General features: G+C 38.7%; 16 protein-coding genes and 2 tRNA genes. 6 read left to right on the top strand and 12 right to left on the bottom strand.

Going from position 1 to position 18,146, the window contains the following annotated elements:
* Window positions 1-54: 54 nt before the first annotated feature.
* The 3 genes from EHW67_RS10065 (at window position 55) to EHW67_RS10055 (ending at window position 3,167) form a co-directional block, all read left to right on the top strand.
* Window positions 55-138 (top strand) — tRNA-Ser (locus EHW67_RS10065).
* A gap of 42 nt (window positions 139-180) precedes the next feature.
* Window positions 181-258, top strand: a tRNA-Pro gene (locus EHW67_RS10060).
* 998 nt (window positions 259-1,256) lie between these two features.
* Entirely contained in the window at window positions 1,257-3,167 is a 1,911-nt protein-coding gene (locus EHW67_RS10055) for a PAS domain-containing protein (RefSeq protein ID WP_158285119.1), read from the top strand.
* A gap of 499 nt (window positions 3,168-3,666) precedes the next feature.
* Here the strand turns inward: EHW67_RS10055 and EHW67_RS10050 are convergent, their stop codons facing one another.
* The 7 genes from EHW67_RS10050 to EHW67_RS10020 all read right to left on the bottom strand — a co-directional run bounded on the left by EHW67_RS10050 (window position 3,667) and on the right by EHW67_RS10020 (window position 10,219).
* Window positions 3,667-4,146, bottom strand: coding sequence for a DUF4625 domain-containing protein (locus EHW67_RS10050; protein ID WP_126162258.1), 480 nt, complete (start codon window positions 4,144-4,146; stop codon window positions 3,667-3,669).
* Window positions 4,147-4,210: 64 nt separating this feature from the next.
* Window positions 4,211-5,002 carry a DUF4625 domain-containing protein gene (locus tag EHW67_RS10045; protein ID WP_238389891.1) on the bottom strand — a complete coding sequence of 264 codons (792 nt, stop codon included), beginning with the start codon at window positions 5,000-5,002 and terminating at the stop codon, window positions 4,211-4,213.
* A 41-nt stretch (window positions 5,003-5,043) separates the two neighbouring features.
* Window positions 5,044-7,413 (bottom strand): TonB-dependent receptor, encoded by a 2,370-nt coding sequence (locus EHW67_RS10040; protein ID WP_126162257.1) that lies wholly within the window; start codon window positions 7,411-7,413, stop codon window positions 5,044-5,046.
* Between the two features lie 254 nt (window positions 7,414-7,667).
* Window positions 7,668-7,976 carry a hypothetical protein gene (locus tag EHW67_RS10035; RefSeq protein ID WP_126162256.1) on the bottom strand — a complete coding sequence of 103 codons (309 nt, stop codon included), beginning with the start codon at window positions 7,974-7,976 and terminating at the stop codon, window positions 7,668-7,670.
* A 57-nt stretch (window positions 7,977-8,033) separates the two neighbouring features.
* Complete coding sequence (locus EHW67_RS10030) at window positions 8,034-8,420, bottom strand: MerC domain-containing protein (protein ID WP_126162255.1); 387 nt, start codon at window positions 8,418-8,420, stop codon at window positions 8,034-8,036.
* 11 nt (window positions 8,421-8,431) lie between these two features.
* Window positions 8,432-9,046: a class I SAM-dependent methyltransferase gene (locus EHW67_RS10025; RefSeq protein WP_126162254.1), complete on the bottom strand. Its 615-nt coding sequence runs from the start codon at window positions 9,044-9,046 to the stop codon at window positions 8,432-8,434.
* A gap of 267 nt (window positions 9,047-9,313) precedes the next feature.
* On the bottom strand, window positions 9,314-10,219 hold the full coding sequence (locus EHW67_RS10020) for an NAD(P)/FAD-dependent oxidoreductase (protein ID WP_126162253.1): 906 nt from the start codon (window positions 10,217-10,219) through the stop codon (window positions 9,314-9,316).
* 112 nt (window positions 10,220-10,331) lie between these two features.
* On the opposite strand from EHW67_RS10020, the gene EHW67_RS10015 reads away from it, so the two are divergent.
* Window positions 10,332-10,715, top strand: coding sequence for a Fur family transcriptional regulator (locus EHW67_RS10015; protein WP_126162252.1), 384 nt, complete (start codon window positions 10,332-10,334; stop codon window positions 10,713-10,715).
* A 372-nt stretch (window positions 10,716-11,087) separates the two neighbouring features.
* Here EHW67_RS10015 and EHW67_RS10010 read toward each other — a convergent pair whose 3' ends face one another.
* Complete coding sequence (locus EHW67_RS10010) at window positions 11,088-11,930, bottom strand: helix-turn-helix domain-containing protein (RefSeq protein ID WP_126162251.1); 843 nt, start codon at window positions 11,928-11,930, stop codon at window positions 11,088-11,090.
* A gap of 228 nt (window positions 11,931-12,158) precedes the next feature.
* Here EHW67_RS10010 and hxlB point away from each other — a divergent pair, with 228 nt between their 5' ends.
* On the top strand, window positions 12,159-12,743 hold the full coding sequence (gene hxlB / locus EHW67_RS10005) for a 6-phospho-3-hexuloisomerase (RefSeq protein ID WP_126162250.1): 585 nt from the start codon (window positions 12,159-12,161) through the stop codon (window positions 12,741-12,743).
* A gap of 52 nt (window positions 12,744-12,795) precedes the next feature.
* Window positions 12,796-13,425, top strand: a complete 630-nt coding sequence (gene hxlA, locus EHW67_RS10000) for a 3-hexulose-6-phosphate synthase (RefSeq protein WP_126162249.1) — start codon at window positions 12,796-12,798, stop codon at window positions 13,423-13,425.
* Window positions 13,426-13,771: 346 nt separating this feature from the next.
* Here hxlA and EHW67_RS09995 read toward each other — a convergent pair whose 3' ends face one another.
* The 4 genes from EHW67_RS09995 to EHW67_RS09980 all read right to left on the bottom strand — a co-directional run bounded on the left by EHW67_RS09995 (window position 13,772) and on the right by EHW67_RS09980 (window position 18,144).
* On the bottom strand, window positions 13,772-14,173 hold the full coding sequence (locus tag EHW67_RS09995; RefSeq protein WP_126162248.1) for a response regulator: 402 nt from the start codon (window positions 14,171-14,173) through the stop codon (window positions 13,772-13,774).
* Window positions 14,174-14,179: 6 nt separating this feature from the next.
* Complete coding sequence (locus EHW67_RS09990) at window positions 14,180-16,849, bottom strand: PAS domain-containing protein (RefSeq protein ID WP_126162247.1); 2,670 nt, start codon at window positions 16,847-16,849, stop codon at window positions 14,180-14,182.
* Window positions 16,850-17,219: 370 nt separating this feature from the next.
* On the bottom strand, window positions 17,220-17,903 hold the full coding sequence (locus tag EHW67_RS09985) for an SDR family NAD(P)-dependent oxidoreductase (RefSeq protein WP_126162246.1): 684 nt from the start codon (window positions 17,901-17,903) through the stop codon (window positions 17,220-17,222).
* Between the two features lie 10 nt (window positions 17,904-17,913).
* Window positions 17,914-18,144 (bottom strand): hypothetical protein, encoded by a 231-nt coding sequence (locus tag EHW67_RS09980; protein ID WP_126162245.1) that lies wholly within the window; start codon window positions 18,142-18,144, stop codon window positions 17,914-17,916.
* Window positions 18,145-18,146 lie beyond the last annotated feature (2 nt).

Below are 18,146 nucleotides of genomic sequence, written 5' to 3'. Positions count from 1 at the left end.
AATGAAAAAGTACATTTGCAACCGCATTTTTAGTGCGCGATCTTTAAAATTATTGGAGAGGTGCCGGAGTGGTAACGGAGCAGATTGCTAATCTGTCGACGGGTAACTGTCGCCAGGGTTCGAGTCCCTGTCTCTCCGCTTTTTTAAAAATAGTATTGTTGAGGTGGTTATTAACCATTTCGGGGTGTAGCGTAGCCCGGTTATCGCGCCGCGTTTGGGACGCGGAGGTCGCAGGTTCGAATCCTGCCACCCCGACCAAAAAAAACCGATCACAAAAGTGATCGGTTTTTTTATTTTTAACGGTATAGTGCCGTCAGGCACTTAATCCGGGAAAAACAAAAAATAAGTGCAGCCGCTAGGCTGTGTCGGATTTTCTTGAGCACCGCCCCCAGAACAGGATCACCGAGAGCAAGGAGGTAATCCTTCAAGTAAGTGGGTCATTTTAGTACTGTCAGGCATTTAAGCTATGGAAAACAAAAAATACGGACAGCCGTTAGGCTGTATCGGATATTCGTGAGCCCCGCTCCCAGAACAGGATCACCGAGAGCAAGGAGGTAATCCTCCAAACAAGTGGGTCATTTTAGTACTGTCAGGCACTTAAGCTATGGAAAACAAAAAATAAGTGCAGCCGCTAGGCTGTGTCGGATATTCGTGAGCACCGCCCCCAGAACAGGATCACCGAGGGCAAGGAGGTAATACTGCATGCAAGAGGGGTATTCCAGAAAAAGTATTATTTTTGTTAAAAAATTAAGGGAGAGCAGGTTTCAATAGCGATACCTTAATTGTCTTTATCCCCTCTAAATTATGACACGTATATATTTTAGAACTTATTTCTGTGACAGGGATATTGGGACCTATAGATCGTTTATAAGCAACCCACTAAGATAACCAAATTCTTCTATCAGACTTATTTATAACTAATAGAGGGGGCAGCGGACTTATGTTGATTCTTTTATTTATCAAGAATCCAATTACAAATTGGTAGGTGCTTTAAGGAAGTGTATTACCATTCGTGCGTTACGGATTTATGGCTTAAATGGACCTCACTCATGTTTCAACTTAATGACGAATAAAAAAGAAGATTTTTCTAAAGTATTATGCGTCATATATTCTTAGTTTTTCGGATCAAGCTTCCAAATTCTTAAAATAATTAAATTAAAGTAAAAATGTACTCCTGCAGTAACAATGAAAATGAATTTCGAAGCGAGTTAGTTGTTAAACTTAGCTGGATATGGATAATTGTAAACACTCTTGTAATGGTAGGAGGGATTATCATATATGCCCCGGCATCGGTTTTTAGATGGGTTTCTATTATATTAACCGTGTCAGGTATAGGTTTGTTGACATTGGGGCTTAATCGTTTCGGGCATACCAAAATAGCCGCGTATGTATTGCCGTGTTGTATGTTTTTACATATTACTAACCTAGCTTATACCGGTGGGGGAACTATTTTGCCTGGCATTGCGAATTATATCCCTATTGTATTAACGACTGGTTTTTTGCTTGGTAGGCAAAAGGGTATTATAATGGCTGTTTTATGTATAGCAGTAACATTTGGGCTGGCTCTGCTTGAAGCAAACGGCAACTTGCCCGAAGTACAATTTGTTAGATCCCCAATTGGACGGGGTGTGGCATTAGTTCTTCCTATTTCCTTAGCAGCTGCAATACAATATTTTGCTACCCACCATCTAAGTACCAGTTTAGTTGCACTTCAAAATGAAATCCAAAAGAGGGAAGTGGCTGAAAAAATAAAAGACCAATCTGTTTACGATCTTGGAGAGCGGGTAAAAGAATTGAAAGTTCTATATAATGCGAGCCATATTTTACAAAATTTAGACGTGACATCTGATCAACTTTTTCAGGAATTGGTTGAAGTTATTCCAATGGGTTGGCAGTATCCAGAGATTACATCGGCCCGTATTTGTGTAGATAATAAGGAATATGTCACACCCAATTACATGCCTTCCAACAACGCGTTATTCGTTGAGATGAAAACTATCAAAGAATCTAAAGTTAGTATAGAGGTAGTTTATTCGCAATCCAAGTCGGATAAACATAAAATACCTTTTTTGAAGGAGGAGCACAATCTTCTTAACACGTTGGTAGAAATGCTTAAAGTTAATTTGGAGCACAGGGAGAAAAGAGCAGAACTGAAAGATTACAAATATGCTCTGGACGTCGCTGCTAGTATCAGTATAACAGATATTGATGGTTGTTTTTCGTTTGTGAACGAAAATTTTTGTCGAGCCAGCAAATATAGGTCAGACGATTTAGAGGGTGAACACTACAGTATTATCATGTCTGGTCTTCATCCGCCAGATTATTTCTTAGATCTAAAAGTAGCCATGCAAGAAGGTAAGCCTTTTAGGGGAGAGTTTTGTAACAAGGCTAAAGACGGCTCACTGTATTGGGTAGACACTTTTGTTGTCCCATTTTTTGATGACAATGGGAATATTTATCAATATTTATCTATTCATCATGATATAACAATACGCAAAGAGGGGGAAACAAAAATTAAGGAAAGTGAACAATTATTAAGGAAAATTACTAGTCAGGTTCCTGCTAATACCTATATGTTTGAAATAGATGAAAAGGGAAGTACTAAAGTACTATTTATGAACAGCGGAAAAGACATCTTGAACTATGATTCCGATATTGAACAAGCTCTAAGACACCCTGAAATGTTCAGGGGGTTGTTGCATGATGATGATAAGACTAAATTTAATAATGCCATGAAAGAGGCATATCTTACAGAGGCATTGATTAGTGTGCAATATAGGGTAGTCGTAAATGAACAAGTCCGATGGCGGTGGATGCAGGCAATTCCTGAAAAGGATAAAAATGGAAAAATAGTATGGTATGGAGCAACAGGTGACATTACTCCACTTATTGATTATATTACATTCATAGAGCAGATTCTGTACGATATCAGTCATGTTATGCGTAGACCTGTTACTACAATGATGAGCTTAACCAGTTTAATAATTGACACAGATCTAAGTGAAAAAGAGATAAAAGAGTTTTCTCGGAAGCTCTATGGGGTTTCGGAAGAATTGGAAAAGTTTACGCGTGAACTAAGTCATGTTTATTATCAGAAAAGGCAAAACTCAAAGTTTGATGTAGACATTGATTTACTTATTGACAAGCGAGGTAATTTATTTGGCTAAAATGGTTTTTTATAGCCTAAAATTCCCTGCGATAACATAGCTGCCGGTCCACCTGACGCAAGGAGGTAATCCTGCATTAAGGAGGTTCTTTTTTACACCGAGACTCTTAAGCCGGGAATAACAAAAAATACGTACAGCCGTTAGGCTGTATCGGATTTTCTTGAGCACCGACCCCAGAACAGGATCACTGAAGGTATCCCGGCTCAGCTTAAAACTTCAGAAACCGGTATAGTTCTTACCTTTGATAGTATTAGAAGTAATCTGGACCAGGTCTAACTTATCACCCGCTACAATCTCGGCGTTTAGGTGAAAATCCCTACCAATGACCCCAATTTCATTTATACTAAGTCCAATCGCAACCCTTGATATGGTGGGTTGGAGAAATCTAATTTAGTGGTCATCCCAACTGCCAGAAGTTAAATGCAATAGGAGTACAATAGGTGCTGCCATTATTAGTTTTTTAAGAGCCGAGGTTGTTTTCATGTTAGAAATAGAATTGTTATTCTATAATTTTTATATCTACCGATGTCCTGCTTTGCCACCCTGTTTCATCTATTACCGAAAATGAACAATGGTAGTCCCCAGTATCAATATCATTGGGAATCGTTAGGCTCAGGTTTATTTCATAGGTGGTCAATCCATCTTCAATAGAATAATTTTCAATAAATATCCATGGATCCGTGGCAGTTTTTTTAGGATCTAAACTACAGCTCCCTTCTTGATCATCGTGAGTGTGATGGTCAAAATTGTGATGTATATCCAAGCTGTAAGAGGCCAATTCCACATCATCTGTGACCATCGCCCTAAAAGAATAAGTTTCCCCTCTTACAAGTTGGGAACAGCCTTGGGGAAACCCTTCGTCATAATTGATACTGATGGTTGGTTTCTGTTCGTCTTTTTTAGTGTTGTCATCGGTAGTACAAGAAGTGAAAACAAGGCTCAGAAATAGAATGAAAATGTATTTTGTTGAAAAGCTCATAATGTAAATTTTAAACCGCATGTCATAAAATGGCTCTATGACATGCGGTAAGGTTATGGTATTCTTAAACGGTAACATCTATATGGGTTTCATACGCTGTTGTATTACCATCTTCATCTTCAACGGTGAATAAGACATGATACTCACCGGCAGGGGCATCAGCAGGAACATCGATATGTTTGTGGAATTCAGCCTCGGTCTCTTCATGGAATCCGTCCTCAAAAATTACTTCCTCGTCCCATTCCACTTCCCCTTCACCAACTGCTAGATCATGTCCATGGATATCCACGGTAATGTTATGTATACCATTAATCGCATTGATCATGAATTCTACATGAAAATCGCTTCCTCTGGCGACGGTGGTATCCATATGAAAGTCACTTATAGTGATTGGATCCAAAATTTCCAGATGTCCCTCAATCTCTGTACTATTTCCCATCTCGTCTGTGACGGTCAGTTCTATATGGTATTCACCAGCGGGAATGTTGGATGGAATGTCGATATGTTCATGGAACGTTGGGTTAATTACCAGATAGGAGTCTTTTGTATAGGTAGCTTCATAATCCCATTCAACTTCGCCGTCTCCAACCTCAATATCATCGGCATGAATGTCTATGGATATGCTACTAACAATTCCTTCTGCGTTTATTTCTGCCTCCAGATGAAGGTCGGACCCTTTGTAGGCAAATGGTTCCGTAGAATGTTCACTACCCTCTCCAAATTCGAAATTTGTAATTACCGGGGCCGCTACATCGGTTGTATTGTCGTCGTCAGTGCTACAGGAGTGTAAAAAGAGTCCTAAAAATGCAACAATGGCAAGTGTTTTAAATTTTGCTTTCATAATGTTTGTTTTCATGTGTTTAATTTTAATTGTTATTAATTAATGTTTACTATTTATTAAAAAGGTACTGTCAATGAGATGGATAGGTTTCTGCCGGGTTCTGGCACATCTATCAAACGGTAAAAACTGCTGTGGTCATAGTAATGGGTATTGAATACATTGTTGAGTTTTACCCGCATTTCAACGGGCATGCTGCTTTTAAAAGGGCTTAACTTGCTGCTAAAAGCCATGTTCAACACCTGATATCCTTGCGTTACTTCTTCGGGAGGCACTATTTCATTCTGTGCTGCCGTAATCCTATAGTTGGCCTTTACTTCTGGTTCTCCGAAAAAGAGAAAATTTTTGAATTGATAGCTGGCTGAGAAAAGTCCCGACAAGGGGGGTGAAAACGGAAGTGTAAAGTCTTTCTTAGGTCCACTTGTCTGCCTTGAATAAACGTATTCTGCAGAAGCATTCAATTGCAGATTTTTTAATACAGTGGTACTTGCCCTAATCTCTCCTCCAACCCTAAATACCTGACTCTGGGTATACTCATATATTTGGAGGGTTTCATAATAATTTGAGGTGGGATTGAGATAGATATAATTCTCAAAAAGGTTTACAAAGGGACTAGCACCAAAACTAAAGGCAGCAGTGGTATGGTCTATATCCAGATCCAATTGATAGGATGATTCAGGGTCAAGATCTAGATTTCCCCTTTCGTACCTATACATATGGTAGTTTACCCCGTCCGAGGCCAGTTCGTTGGCCAGAGGCATTCTAAAACTCTTTCCTAGATTAATTTTATAGGTAGTGGTATTATGTATATAACTTAGTCCTAAGGAGGCACTGATATTGCCAAAATCGAGGGTTTTGTTTTGCGCCCTCTGCATATAGATGTAGGATGTAGATCCGTCACTGTTGTTCACCGTAGTGGGGTACCAGTCATAATAGGATTTGCTGTCCAGTACCCCATAATCATAGCGTAAGCCGCCCAATAAATGTAGATCTTTATGGAGCTCAAATTGGTCATAGGCAAAGACCCCGATGGTAAAACGGTTATACGCAGGAATTAGAAATCCCCATCCTCCAATGTTATTATCTTGATATTCCAAATTTACACCGGTGGTAAGATCATGTCTTTCATTGGGGCTAAAAGAGTCCCTTATATTTAAGGCATAGGTATTCTTATCAAATATCCGTTCCTTACTATCAGGTGGCGTAGGCATATATCCATGGGGGACGGGTTCGGAGAGTTCTTCTCTGTGATTGTTTTGATATCCCAGATCCAATTGAAGGTGATGTTCTCCAATAGCAATGGAGGTATTGTTTGTAATTTTAAAGTGGTTAACCTTGTGATAAGGTAAATCGATATCCCTGTTGGAATTATCGTAATCAATGCTGGAGCTTCTGACCTCCAAGCCATGGGCATTGGCAAAAAATCCATTTTTAGCATTTACATTACTGAAAGTAGTTTCGGACTTTATGTTGTCTGAAATATAACCGATCCCAAAACTTGCATCAGCTTCCCGCCCGGCAGTATTTCTTAAATTATTGTCATGTAGTTCAAAGACGTAATTTTCATAATTGATCTTGTCTGTTGGTACTTTGTAATCACCAAAATCCCTATAGGTTAATCGGCCGCGATAAAACCACTTGTTTTTACGTGCCTGTATGCCTGCCGAAACCCCGAATAAATCGTTGTTATTTTCGCCTAATAAGTTTAGTTCTCCCTTTAGTGAATTTTGTAATGGCAATTTTAATGCCTGTATATCTACCACCCCTGCAATGGCATCGGAACCATATTGCAATGAAGCAGGGCCCTTTATAATCTTCACTGTTTCTACCCCATACTGGTCAATTTCCAATCCATGATCATTGCCCCACTGTTGGGCCTCATGCTTTATACCGTTTTGGACTACAACTACCCTGTTAAAACCTAAGCCCCGGATTACTGGTTTAGATTGCCCAGAACCAATATTGATGGTGCTTACACCGGGTATGTTCTTCAAGGTCTGCATTAGACTGTTCTCCCTGTTCTTATCAAGAAAATCCTTGGAGACTGTGTGCGTCACAGCGGCGTATTCCTGGTTCTGCCTTTTTTTGGATTTACCGTTGACTTCTACCTCTTGGAGCTGTGTGGCAGACTCCTTTAGGGCAACTGTTAGCGAGTCCATTTTTGGTCCCACCTTGATAGTAACCATGTTGGAGGAGTAGCCTATGTGGGAAATGGTTAAGGACCGTGTACCACGGGCCACATTCTCTATGGTAAATGTCCCAGTTGAGGATGAAATGGAAAATAAGCCTTTACCAATAACATTGGCACCTTCTATAGGCTGTAGGGTTTTGGCATTTATCACTAATCCTTTAATTTGAAAAGAATCCTGTGCAAATACCATAGAGCATAGGCTAAAAAATAGCCATGCGCTCAGTACTTTATGAATCATGATTTATTACAATAAGTTTGGACAATTCCCCGTGGAGGGGTGATTACAAAACCTATGCAAATAATTCTATGGGAAATTTATTATAACTTCTTGATATTAAGCGATAGCGATAAGACAGTGGCATAGCCACTTCTTTAACTTTAAATAGCGATTATTTTAATAACCTATATACCGCTCTCAATTACGAAATAGGTGTAACTATAAAGAATTGGAGTTAAATAAGAATATTAGAAAGAATTAAGTGCAAAGGAAACTTATAGTAAAATTGGAGGGGGACGGGAAAAGAGTTGGTCTGGTGCAATAGTACTGGAAACAAGGAAATGGTAAATTTCAGCTTTCTCTATTTGTAAAGAGAATTCTGTGTTTTTAATACCATAATCCAGTATAGCCGGTGAAATTGCCGGAGTTAAGTTATGGGAAACGGCATGGTCACATATATAACAATGCAAGGCATGCTCCTTATCGTCCGTATGGGAAAGCACATGTAGCCCTGCCATCTTCATTGTGAGGAAAAGAGCAAGGAACAGAATGCTGATATTATTTTTTAGACGACTATTTTTCATCAAATGCAAACATACTAAAATAAGGAGAATACGGTGTTAAAATAATCTTAACTAAAATTATTGCTTGTGATGTACTCTGAACCTTAAAAGTTTCCAATTATAATAGTGCGCCAAGGAAACCAATAAGGTGCCAATGATGGTATTGCTTATTTCCCATAAATCTGTGAAATGGAGCCTAGCCAAACCAATAAATATAAATCCCAAAGTAGCAAATTGCAAGGGTTTTAATTTACGGTGAATTTTGTTATAACTGGGCCACAAGGAAGTAAGGACAAAGACGAGGCCTAGGACAATAAATATTATTTCTATTATTGGATTTGCTAAAAAGTGCATACTGCTAAATGTGGCGAGAGAAAGCACTACTGGTGCTGCAACGCAATGTAAGGCGCATATTAGGGAGCTAGATAAGGCTATGATGTCCAAGGTATTATTCTTAATTTTCATATTTTTATTTTCTATTTTAAGCTTTTGTTTTTTTGGCACTGGATGTAGTAAAGTGGTTGGTCCTCATTGATCTCTTCTACTTTAAAAAGTCCTACTTCACTAAATTCTTCTTGTACAGAAAATTCGTCGTAATAAAATAGTTTGGCGCCTTGGTGAAACTCATAGCGATCCTTGCCTATACGTCTTCCTTTTCCAAAATTCGATGCTTTTTTTGTTATGGCCGTAAAAATCATATATCCGTTTTCAAGGAGCTGGTCATAACAGTTAAGGATTAGTTTTTTCCTTTCTTCTTTGGCCAATAAGTGAACCAAGGCATGACAAAAAATCCCTCCATATCTTCCTGAATCTAGGGGCATATTACTTACTGTATCGTGATAGATCGTCATATTATGACCCAAATACTTTCTTGCCATATCAATGGCTGTTTTAGATATTTCAATTCCGGTTATATCAAAACCATTTTCTTTAAATACTTTGGCGTTTCTACCATAGCCCATTCCTGGAATAAGAATGTTTTGTATTCCTTTTTCATTGAAAAGGTCTTTTGCCAACAGCGCTGATCTTGCCGGCTTTAGACCCCACATTTCTTGGTTTTTCTTAAAGCTTTTTTCCCAGAATCCAGTCATTTAGTGATTTGTTTGGAGTGTAATTTATCTTTTGGCATATCCATGTTTAAATTGGATTATGAGCCAATATCTTAAAACCCTTGACTTGCATTCTTTCTATTTTAACCCAATATATTTTGAGTTTACGGGGTAGTGAATAATTTTAGGTTCTAGGTTGATACTAATTTTTAATCCTGAATAGTTATTCTCAAGGGTTGCAGTGCCAACAATTGCCAGAATTTCATTTGGGATCTTTGCCGTGAAAAGGTAAAACACATTAAAACTTGTTTAAAATTGTTTTTCGGATAATACTTTATTGACCATGGCACCCGCAATATTTCCGGTGGCTACAGCATGGGCTATTGATCTCATAGGGCTGGAATTGTCCCCACAGGCAAAAACATCTTGGACGGTAGTTTGCTGGAGATAATCTGCTTTGATATGACCGTCCTCTGTTAATTCACAACCTAGTTCCAAAGGAATGGAAGTTTGTTGTTCAAAAGGAAGAGGCCCATAGGCGGCAAGGAATCTTTCTTTACTACCATCTTTAAAAACTATTTTATGCAAATGACCATTTTTGTGTTCAATTTCTGAAATTTCCTTTTCATTTATCTCAATAGAATTGGTTTTTAGTTTTTTTAATTGCTGCTCATTGAAATCCATGGGGCCATTGGTCAAAATGGTTAAATCCTTGGTGAGGTTGTTTATCAAACTAGCCATGTGATATGTTCTTTCTCCATTTGCTAAGAGGGCTGTTTTTGCTTTTTTGTATTCGTAGCCATGACAATAAGGACAATGTATCATACTTATTCCCCAGCATTCGGAAAATCCTTTTATATTGGGCATTATGTCCTTAATTCCTGTGGCAAGAATTATTTTTTTTGCAGAAAAGACTCGGTCAGATTGTGTTTGAATATCAAAACCAATAGGTGTTTTTTGCCCATGTACAGCAAGGTCATTTAAAAAAGAAACGGTGTTGTATTGGGTTACTTGCTGTTTGGCAATGAGCGAGATTTCTTTGGGTGTCTTGCCATCTTGAGTTAGGAAGTTATGGGAATGCGGTGTTTGTTGGTTACATGCTTTGCCACTGTCTATAACAAGTACTTTTCGCAAAGATCTACCAAGACTTAATGCCGCAGAAAGGCCCGCATAACTTCCACCAATAATGATCACTTCAAAAGCTTGATTCTCCATAACTTTAAATTTTAATGCAATGGTGTCGCATTAGTTTGCCTTGCAAATATATCTTTATTTTGTAATATTGCAATACAATCGCAATAAATAATTGCGAACAAATCGCGTTAATGTGAAAAAAAGAAGGAATACGCCTACCAAAGAAGCTGTTTTGGAGGTATTGTCAAAGACCGGGAAAGCGATGAGTCAAGATGCCATTGAGCAGAAGATAGACATTGATATCAATAGGGCTACTATCTATCGTGTTTTGAACCGTTTTTGCGACGACGGCATTGTACATAGGGTGGTTGCGGAGGATGGCAAACAATATTTTGCCTTATGTGTGAAATGTGAGGATAATAAAGAACCTAGTCATCATTTTCATTTTAGATGTCTAAGATGCGAAACTATCGAGTGCCTGCCGGTAGAAGTTAATTTTACCATTCCGGATGAATATTTGGTTGAAAATGTAAATTGTGTTTTAACCGGCACATGTAGGGATTGTTCCCGTATATAGAGCCATTGTTGGTTGGATACTTAAGTTTATTTGGCAATATTTTATCTATAAATACAATCCTTAACTTCCACTTTTAAATTAAATTATCATGGACCAAGTCCATTTTTTTGGTATTCGGATATGTATGTAAGTATTGCGTTGCTCTAAACAGCTTGTATTCTGGGTTTCTAAGGCCTCTGAACTGTTCCTGGAATGCCTTTATTCCGGCCTCCGGAAGGCAGGTTGGCAATGAGATTCTACGGATACATTTGTGTTTCTTAATTGGTTCAGGATAGATCCATAGTTGGGCGTTATTGAGTTTGCGACGGTGCAAAATGTTATAAATCCCGTATTTTTTACATCCCTGTGCCCATGGGTACCTAGCTTGTTAGACTAACTGTACAAGGTATTATCATGTGTTGCAACATGCTCTTTTGCCTTATTCTGGAACGCTATTGGCGTTTGTCCTGCATGGGTTCTAAAAAAGCGACTGAAGTAGGAGTGGTCTTTAAATCCTAAGTTATAGGCTATTTCCTTAATCGTATATTCGCTGTGGATCATTTGTCGTTTTGCTTCCAGAATTAAACGGTCATGGATTATCTGCACAGCTGTTTTACTCAATTTTTCTTTTAATATTTGATTTAATCGTTTGGCGCTAATTCCCAATTTCTCGGCATAAAACTTGGCGTTTCGTTCTTCTTGATAGTTCATTTCTAGTAGTAGCATAAACTCGTACACTCGCTTTTCATTAATATCCTGCAAGGTAAAGTGCTGTTCCTTCAGTTGTATCAATTTTAGTAGGAAGACCTTTAGGAGAGCTTTCATCATAATGAGATTGATGGTCTTTTGATTGTACTCATCCTGGAGCAACTTAAATACGGCAACCAAGGTATTGGAGCTGTTTTCGTCTACCTGTAAACAGGAAAACTCCCCCTGAATATTGAATATCCTAAAGACGTCCAATAAGAACTCTTTTAGATCCCCCTCCAATAATTCCTGTTTAAAGGAAATTAGAACGCCATTTTTGCCGGATTTGTTTAATTGATGTACTCTATAGGGGGGAATCAAATAAATCCAATTTCCCTTTAAGGTCTGAAAATCATGTTGTGGAACATGTAACGCTTCTTCGTTTCGCAACCAAACGATCTCAAAAAAGTCCCGCCTTGCCGGGTCATTTAAATAAGCGGGAGGACAATTTCCTAAATCCCTAATATATAATACCTCGTTACTAAGCATAAATTTGATGTATTGATTCCAGGCAGGAGGGATTTAAAAAGTTAAAACCAATCATTTAAGAGCCTGTTTCCAAATTATACCACAAAAATAGTGAATAACACCATCAATTTAATTCATAAGGGCAAATTGTACCATATATCTATCAAATAGTATAAGTTCCTTGATGCACTGCCAGCTTATCTTTGCCACAGAATTTTGATCGTATAAAAGTTTCAAGTTAAATAGTCTATGAACGTTATAGCTGCAAATAAGCTGGCCCAGGGTATTGAAAGAGCAATCAATACCATTATGGAAGAGAACCAAAGAACAATAGGTGCTATTGAATATAAGGAAATTGCCATTATGCTAACATCGCTGACCAAGACCGGAACTATTTTTGTAATGGGTGCGGGGCGTACTGGGCTTATGATGAAGGCCGGCGCTATGCGATTGATGCACCTTGGGTACAAGGTATATGTGGTAGGGGAGACCACCACCCCTGCAATAAGTGCAGGAGATTTTCTTATGGCCGGGTCTGGTTCAGGGACAACAAGCGGAATTGTAAAAGCTGCAGAAACGGCCAGAAAAGTGGGGGCCAAAGTACTGTGCTTTACTACCGATGGCAATTCTCCCTTAGGGACCACGGCCAATTATTCTGTGATTATTCCTGCAGCCCAGAAACAGGAACGTGATGAGGATATTTCCAAACAATATGCCGGTAGTCTTTTTGAGCAATCCCTGCTGTTGGTTTTGGACGCCCTAATACAAACTTTATGGGAAACGGATGGCAGTGAGGCATCTGAATTATGGAAACGTCATGCCAACATGGAATAGCAAAAGCAAATTATAACATTTCATAAATATAAATTAATCTAAATAGAATACTATGGCTAAATTACAAGTAGCAATCGATTTATTAAAAATAGAAGATGCCATTGCATTGGCAACAAAAGTGGCACCCTACATAGACATAATAGAATTAGGAACCCCACTTATTAAAAGTGAAGGCTTATCCGGAATTAGAAAAATGAAAGAGGCCTTTCCTGATAAGCTGGTTTTGGCCGATTTTAAAACGGCCGATGCCGGGGAATTGGAAGCCGATATGGCTTTTGGGGCCGGAGCGGACTACATCACCATTTTAGGCACTACGGGCGATTCAACCATTGCTGGAGCAGTAAAATCTGCGTTGGCCCATGGGAAAGGAGTTGTGGTTGATACTATAGGTGTAAAGGATAGAGTAAAACGAGCACAGGAAGCCATTTCCCTGGGTGCCGAATTTGTAGAATTGCATGCCGGTTTGGACGAACAGGCAGAGGCTGGATATTCCATACAAGTTCTAATAGATGAGGCTAAAAGGGCTGGAGTTCCCGTATCTATTGCTGGTGGCGTTAATAGTGGTAGTATTACTGCCGTAAAACAATCTGGGGTAACCGTGGCGGTTGCTGGAGCGGCCATTTATGGGGCCAAGGATCCTGCCGAAGCAGCTAAGGAATTAAAAGCACTATTAAATGCATAAGAATTTTTAGTTTAAGCAATTACTTCATATTGAAGGTGATATCCCCATAAATTTAAGTTTTATGGGGATTTTTATAGGTGGGTAGTGGCCAATATGAATGCAGGGCCAGCTAAATAGGAGTTTCCTGGTTGCCTATTGTATTTTTTAGTGTATTGGCAGGGCATAGCCTACCCTAATCCTATGATAGTGTAGGCTGGTTGTTCACAACCTCAATCTGTTGTTGAAGTAGATTGACCATTGGCATAAAGTTGTCATAACTTGGCCTGTAATTCCAATCATCTGTCCCACTGTTATGGCCGTGATTTTTTTAGGGTAAAAGAATTATGGTATAGACTATTAAAGAGGTTTAGTTTAAATTTTCCAATATGGATTTTAATCGGTCAGAACTTATGGGTTTAACTATATAATCCGAAATTGAGGATATTTTTTTAGCGCTGTCAATATCTACGGGGTCCAAGGAGGAAGACACCATATAGATAATCATGTCTTTACTTACATTGGATTTAATTTTTTCATATTCCTCCATAAACTGAAATCCATCCATAACGGGCATGTCTATATCCAAGAAGATAATATCTGGAAGTTCAGCATCTTCGTTAAGATGGTCCGATATAAAGTTAATGGCCTGTTCCCCATCCGAGAAGGCCATGGTCTTTGTAGAATACTCTAGTGATTCCAATGTTCTTTCTATAGTAAATCTATAAATGTCGTCATCATCAACAATACATATTTTGGTTAGTGTACGCATATTGTGTTAATTAAAATTTATGGTGAAGGTTGTTCCCTCATCTACTTTACTGGTTGCCGAAATATGGCCACCCATTGCTTTAATTTGTGTTTTGGTTAAAAATAATCCAACACCCTTGGCATCAGGGTGTCTGTGGAATACTTTGTTTAGACCAAATAATTTATGTCCGTGTCTTTCCAAGTCAATTCCCAAGCCGTTGTCTTTAAATGTTAAAACAGCTTTTCCTTCATCGGTTAGGGCCGATTCGATACATATTTCAGGAGTACGCAAATGTGATCTATATTTAATGGCATTGCCAATTAGATTTAGGAAAATACTCTCTAAATATATCCTTTTATATTTAATTTTTGGACATTTGGAGAAATCACTATCTATCACGCTGCCTGAATTTATAATCTCACCGCTTAGAATTTCTTTTGTTTTATGTAGGATGTCCTCAAAACGAATAGTTTCCAAATCTTCCTCTAAATCCTCACTTTCTATTTTCAAGGCCAGCATAAGGGTGTTCAGAGTAGAGGTAAGATGGTGGATTACAGTTTCAAATTTGTTGAACAAATCGTTTTTGTCCACTTCATTTGTTCCTTCTTTGTATAGGGATAGCAGAGCATTTAGGTTGCTTACCGGCGCACGTAGGTTGTGGGAAGTGATATGGGTGAAGTCTGCAAGTTGTTTATTTTGGTGCCTTAGTTTTTCGGCAATGATCTCCAAGTTTTCTTTGGACTCAATAATTTTTTGCTCGGCCAATTTCTGTTTGGTAATATCTCGTATCGCGGCCGATACCAATAGCCCTTCTTCGGTATGAAGGGGACTCAAACTTATCTGAACGGGTATTTCCTTTCCATTTTTTTTCAGGCCGTACAATTCTTTACCTTCTCCCATTATCCTTGTCTTTGGAGTGAGGAAAAAACGTTTGCGATCATCTGTATGTTTGGTCGTAAACCTTGCTGGAATAAGGATTTCTACCGGTTTATTGTGTAATTCTTCCGTTTGGTACCCAAATAATTTTTCTGCCTGTTTGTTAATGAGCTGTATTTTTCCTGTCGCATTAACGATGACTATGGCATCCGGGGCAGATTCCAAAAGGCCCCTAAATTTCTTTTCTGCCATCTTTTGCTCTGTTACATCTTGGCAGGTACCAATCATCTCTATGACTTCTCCTTGGTCATTGGTAATTATTTCAGCAAGAAGTTGAACTGTTTTTGTTTTTCCCGTTTTGGTTATGATACGGTGAATAAAGTCGTGGAATTTTTTATCTTTAATGGATTGCTGTACAATGGTTGTTACGTCTTTTTGGTCATCTGGGTGTACAAAACTAAAATAGGTGTCATAGGTCAATTCCTCCTGACTTTCATCCAATTCAAAAATGGAATAAAGGTTTTTGGACCATTTAACCACATTGGTAATGGTATCCCACTGCCAATTTCCCATCATGGTTATTTTCTCGGCCACATTCAGCATTTGGTTTTTCCGCAGTAGTTCGTTTTCTACTTTTTTAATCTCGGAAATATTGGTTGATACCGCTATAAAACCTTCGTTTTGGCCTTCACTGTTTTTAATGGCAGACAGGGTACAGAGGGCAGGAAAGGTGGAACCGTCTTTTCTTATGTAGGTCCATTCCCTGGTATCGTTTAATTCCCGACCGGCTAGGTCTGAATAGTGGTTAAAGTTAGCTGCGTTTTTTCCAAATGACTCTGCTATATCTTTTGTGAATTTTTTAACTTCTTCCTCCAGAAGGTATACACTGGGTTTTTTTACACCTATTACTTCATTGGCTTTATATCCCAATAATGCTTCGGCTCCCCGATTAAAGTTTTTAATAATGCCATCCTTATCGGTAGAGATAATGGCTATGGACCGGGAATTAAAAATGGCTTTTAATTCGGAATGCGCCCTATCCAGTGCCAATTCAGAAAGCTTAATTTTGCTGATATCCTGAAAGATCCCAAAGAGTCTATTAGTTTTACCTTCAGTAGTCTCTGATTTTCCTATGGCCCGTACCCATCGACTATTGCCTTTTGCGGTTACTATTTCCAATTCCAGATCAAAGGGGGTACCCTTGGTTAATGCATTGTTGGTGGCGTTAACTGCTTTTTCACGGCTCTCCCCTTCCTTGAAAAATAGTAGACACTCCTCAAAATTTGGTTTGTAATCTTCGGGTACTTCGTGTATTTCCTTAATTATTTTACTCCAGAAGATTTCATTTTTTATTATGTTAAATTCCCAGGTCCCTATACGGGCAACCTCATTGGTCTTTTCCAAGATGGCTTCTATCCTGCTTTTTTCTAGGTCTTTTTCCTTTAAGTGTGTAATATCACCAGTGTGCATAATGAGCCCGCCTATACTACCATCAGTAATATACCAGGGGCGCACATCCCAATAAATCCATTGTACAGAACCGTCAGCCCGCCTAAAGGGAGCTTCATCGCATTTATTTATTTCGCCTTGTAAGCATTTCTTATGGTTCTCTTTCCAATCATCCCCTATTTCGGGGAAGATTTCGTAGTGCGAGCGACCAATAATTTTCTGCCCCTCCAATTTATAATCCTTTAGCCAGCGTTGCGAGACGGCAATGTACTTCATATCGTTATCAAGCATGGCAATGGCCGTTGGCGCCTGCTCAATAAAGATTTTGTTGTATTCTTCCTGTACTTTCCGGTTGCTCTTAGGCTTGTTCAATTTCTTATGGTTTAGTAAGAATTTGCTCTCAGGTTAAACATATATAAACAGCAAAGATGTTACCCTGAGCTATTTCTTATTTGGTATTAGGGGGAGTTTTTAGTGCATTTAAATGGAGTAAGGTGTGACCTCGATTCTCCGATTGGTCGGAATACTATTTTCTCTTTTTTTATAAAAGACAAAAGTAGTTCAAATACAATAAACAACGCGGCCAATATAGGTGTTAATTTAACTTATTATTGCTTTGTTCCCCTCCAATGAGGTAAAAGTTTTGGGAAGTAATTTTAAAAATATGCTTTCAATAAAATAGAAGTATTGTTGTTAGTTTAGCCAATTGGCAACATCCCATTTGAGTATTGCCACTATGACCTCAAATTTTAAAGCTAACAATACCGCAATCCATTTCAAATACCTGTCCTGATATAGCGGAGGCTTTCTCTGAAACTAGGAACTGGGCCATATGGGCTACTTCTTGGGGATCCAGGTATTTTTTTAAAGGATGCCGTTCTTTTATATTTTCAATCATTTTATCATTACGAAGCAATTTTGAGGCCAATTGCGTATGGGTTACCGTTGGGGCTATGGCATTTACCCTAAGGGTAGGGGCCAGTTCTGCTCCCAAGGATTTTACCAAGCCTTCCACAGCCGATTTTGCCGTAGCAATACTGGCATGGTAGGGCATACCCAATTTAGCAGCCACCGTACTAAAGAGCAACAGGGAAGGGGAAGTACCCTTCTTTAGGACGTCCAAGTATTTTTTTATGGTCTTTACTGCTCCCAACACATTAATTTCAAAATCTTCCCTAAAATCCTCCAGATTCAGTTGGCCAATTGGTTTAAGGTTAATACTGCCAGGACAATAAACCAGGGTATCCATGGCGGATATGTCTGGCAAATTGTCCTGAAGTATATCACAATCGAAATGGGTGAGGTTACTGTGCTCAACTTCTGGCCTGGACCTACTTATGTTAATTACCTTGTGGGTAGGTAACATTGTCCGTACAATTGCCAAACCTATTCCTTTACTACCACCAATTATGACCAATGTTTTCATCGAGGTTAGATTATATATTGGTCATCAAATGTTTTCCATTCAATCGTTTCTCTACTTTGCGTTTTATGGCTGTTAAACGCTTCATAATGTCCATAATCTGATCATCTTTTTTTCGCTTATAGATTTCGTTCAGGCCTAAGATCAAGGTTTTGGCTTTTCTCGAGATCTCTACTCTGTCACTGGTTGAAAGCGACTTTAGTTTTCTTTGTTCAAATTCCAATGCTTCTTCAATGATATCCATGA

This window comes from Arenibacter aquaticus (assembly GCF_003957295.1).
GTDB classification, from domain to species: Bacteria; Bacteroidota; Bacteroidia; order Flavobacteriales; family Flavobacteriaceae; genus Arenibacter; species Arenibacter aquaticus.
Note: the sequence above shows the minus strand (reverse complement) of the source record. Positions and strands in the feature narration are given on the sequence as shown.

Excerpts from the sequence above, each read along its gene's own strand:
- EHW67_RS10055 (WP_158285119.1), top strand. The coding sequence starts at position 1,257 with ATGGTAGGAGGGATTATCATATATGCCCCGGCATCGGTTTTTAGATGG.
- EHW67_RS10050 (WP_126162258.1), bottom strand. The coding sequence starts at position 4,146 with ATGAGCTTTTCAACAAAATACATTTTCATTCTATTTCTGAGCCTTGTT.
- EHW67_RS10045 (WP_238389891.1), bottom strand. The coding sequence starts at position 5,002 with ATGAAAACAAACATTATGAAAGCAAAATTTAAAACACTTGCCATTGTT.
- EHW67_RS10040 (WP_126162257.1), bottom strand. The coding sequence starts at position 7,413 with ATGATTCATAAAGTACTGAGCGCATGGCTATTTTTTAGCCTATGCTCT.
- EHW67_RS10035 (WP_126162256.1), bottom strand. The coding sequence starts at position 7,976 with ATGAAAAATAGTCGTCTAAAAAATAATATCAGCATTCTGTTCCTTGCT.
- EHW67_RS10030 (WP_126162255.1), bottom strand. The coding sequence starts at position 8,420 with ATGAAAATTAAGAATAATACCTTGGACATCATAGCCTTATCTAGCTCC.
- EHW67_RS10025 (WP_126162254.1), bottom strand. The coding sequence starts at position 9,046 with ATGACTGGATTCTGGGAAAAAAGCTTTAAGAAAAACCAAGAAATGTGG.
- EHW67_RS10020 (WP_126162253.1), bottom strand. The coding sequence starts at position 10,219 with ATGGAGAATCAAGCTTTTGAAGTGATCATTATTGGTGGAAGTTATGCG.
- EHW67_RS10010 (WP_126162251.1), bottom strand. The coding sequence starts at position 11,930 with ATGCTTAGTAACGAGGTATTATATATTAGGGATTTAGGAAATTGTCCT.
- hxlB (WP_126162250.1), top strand. The coding sequence starts at position 12,159 with ATGAACGTTATAGCTGCAAATAAGCTGGCCCAGGGTATTGAAAGAGCA.
- hxlA (WP_126162249.1), top strand. The coding sequence starts at position 12,796 with ATGGCTAAATTACAAGTAGCAATCGATTTATTAAAAATAGAAGATGCC.
- EHW67_RS09995 (WP_126162248.1), bottom strand. The coding sequence starts at position 14,173 with ATGCGTACACTAACCAAAATATGTATTGTTGATGATGACGACATTTAT.
- EHW67_RS09985 (WP_126162246.1), bottom strand. The coding sequence starts at position 17,903 with ATGAAAACATTGGTCATAATTGGTGGTAGTAAAGGAATAGGTTTGGCA.
- EHW67_RS09980 (WP_126162245.1), bottom strand. The coding sequence starts at position 18,144 with ATGGATATCATTGAAGAAGCATTGGAATTTGAACAAAGAAAACTAAAG.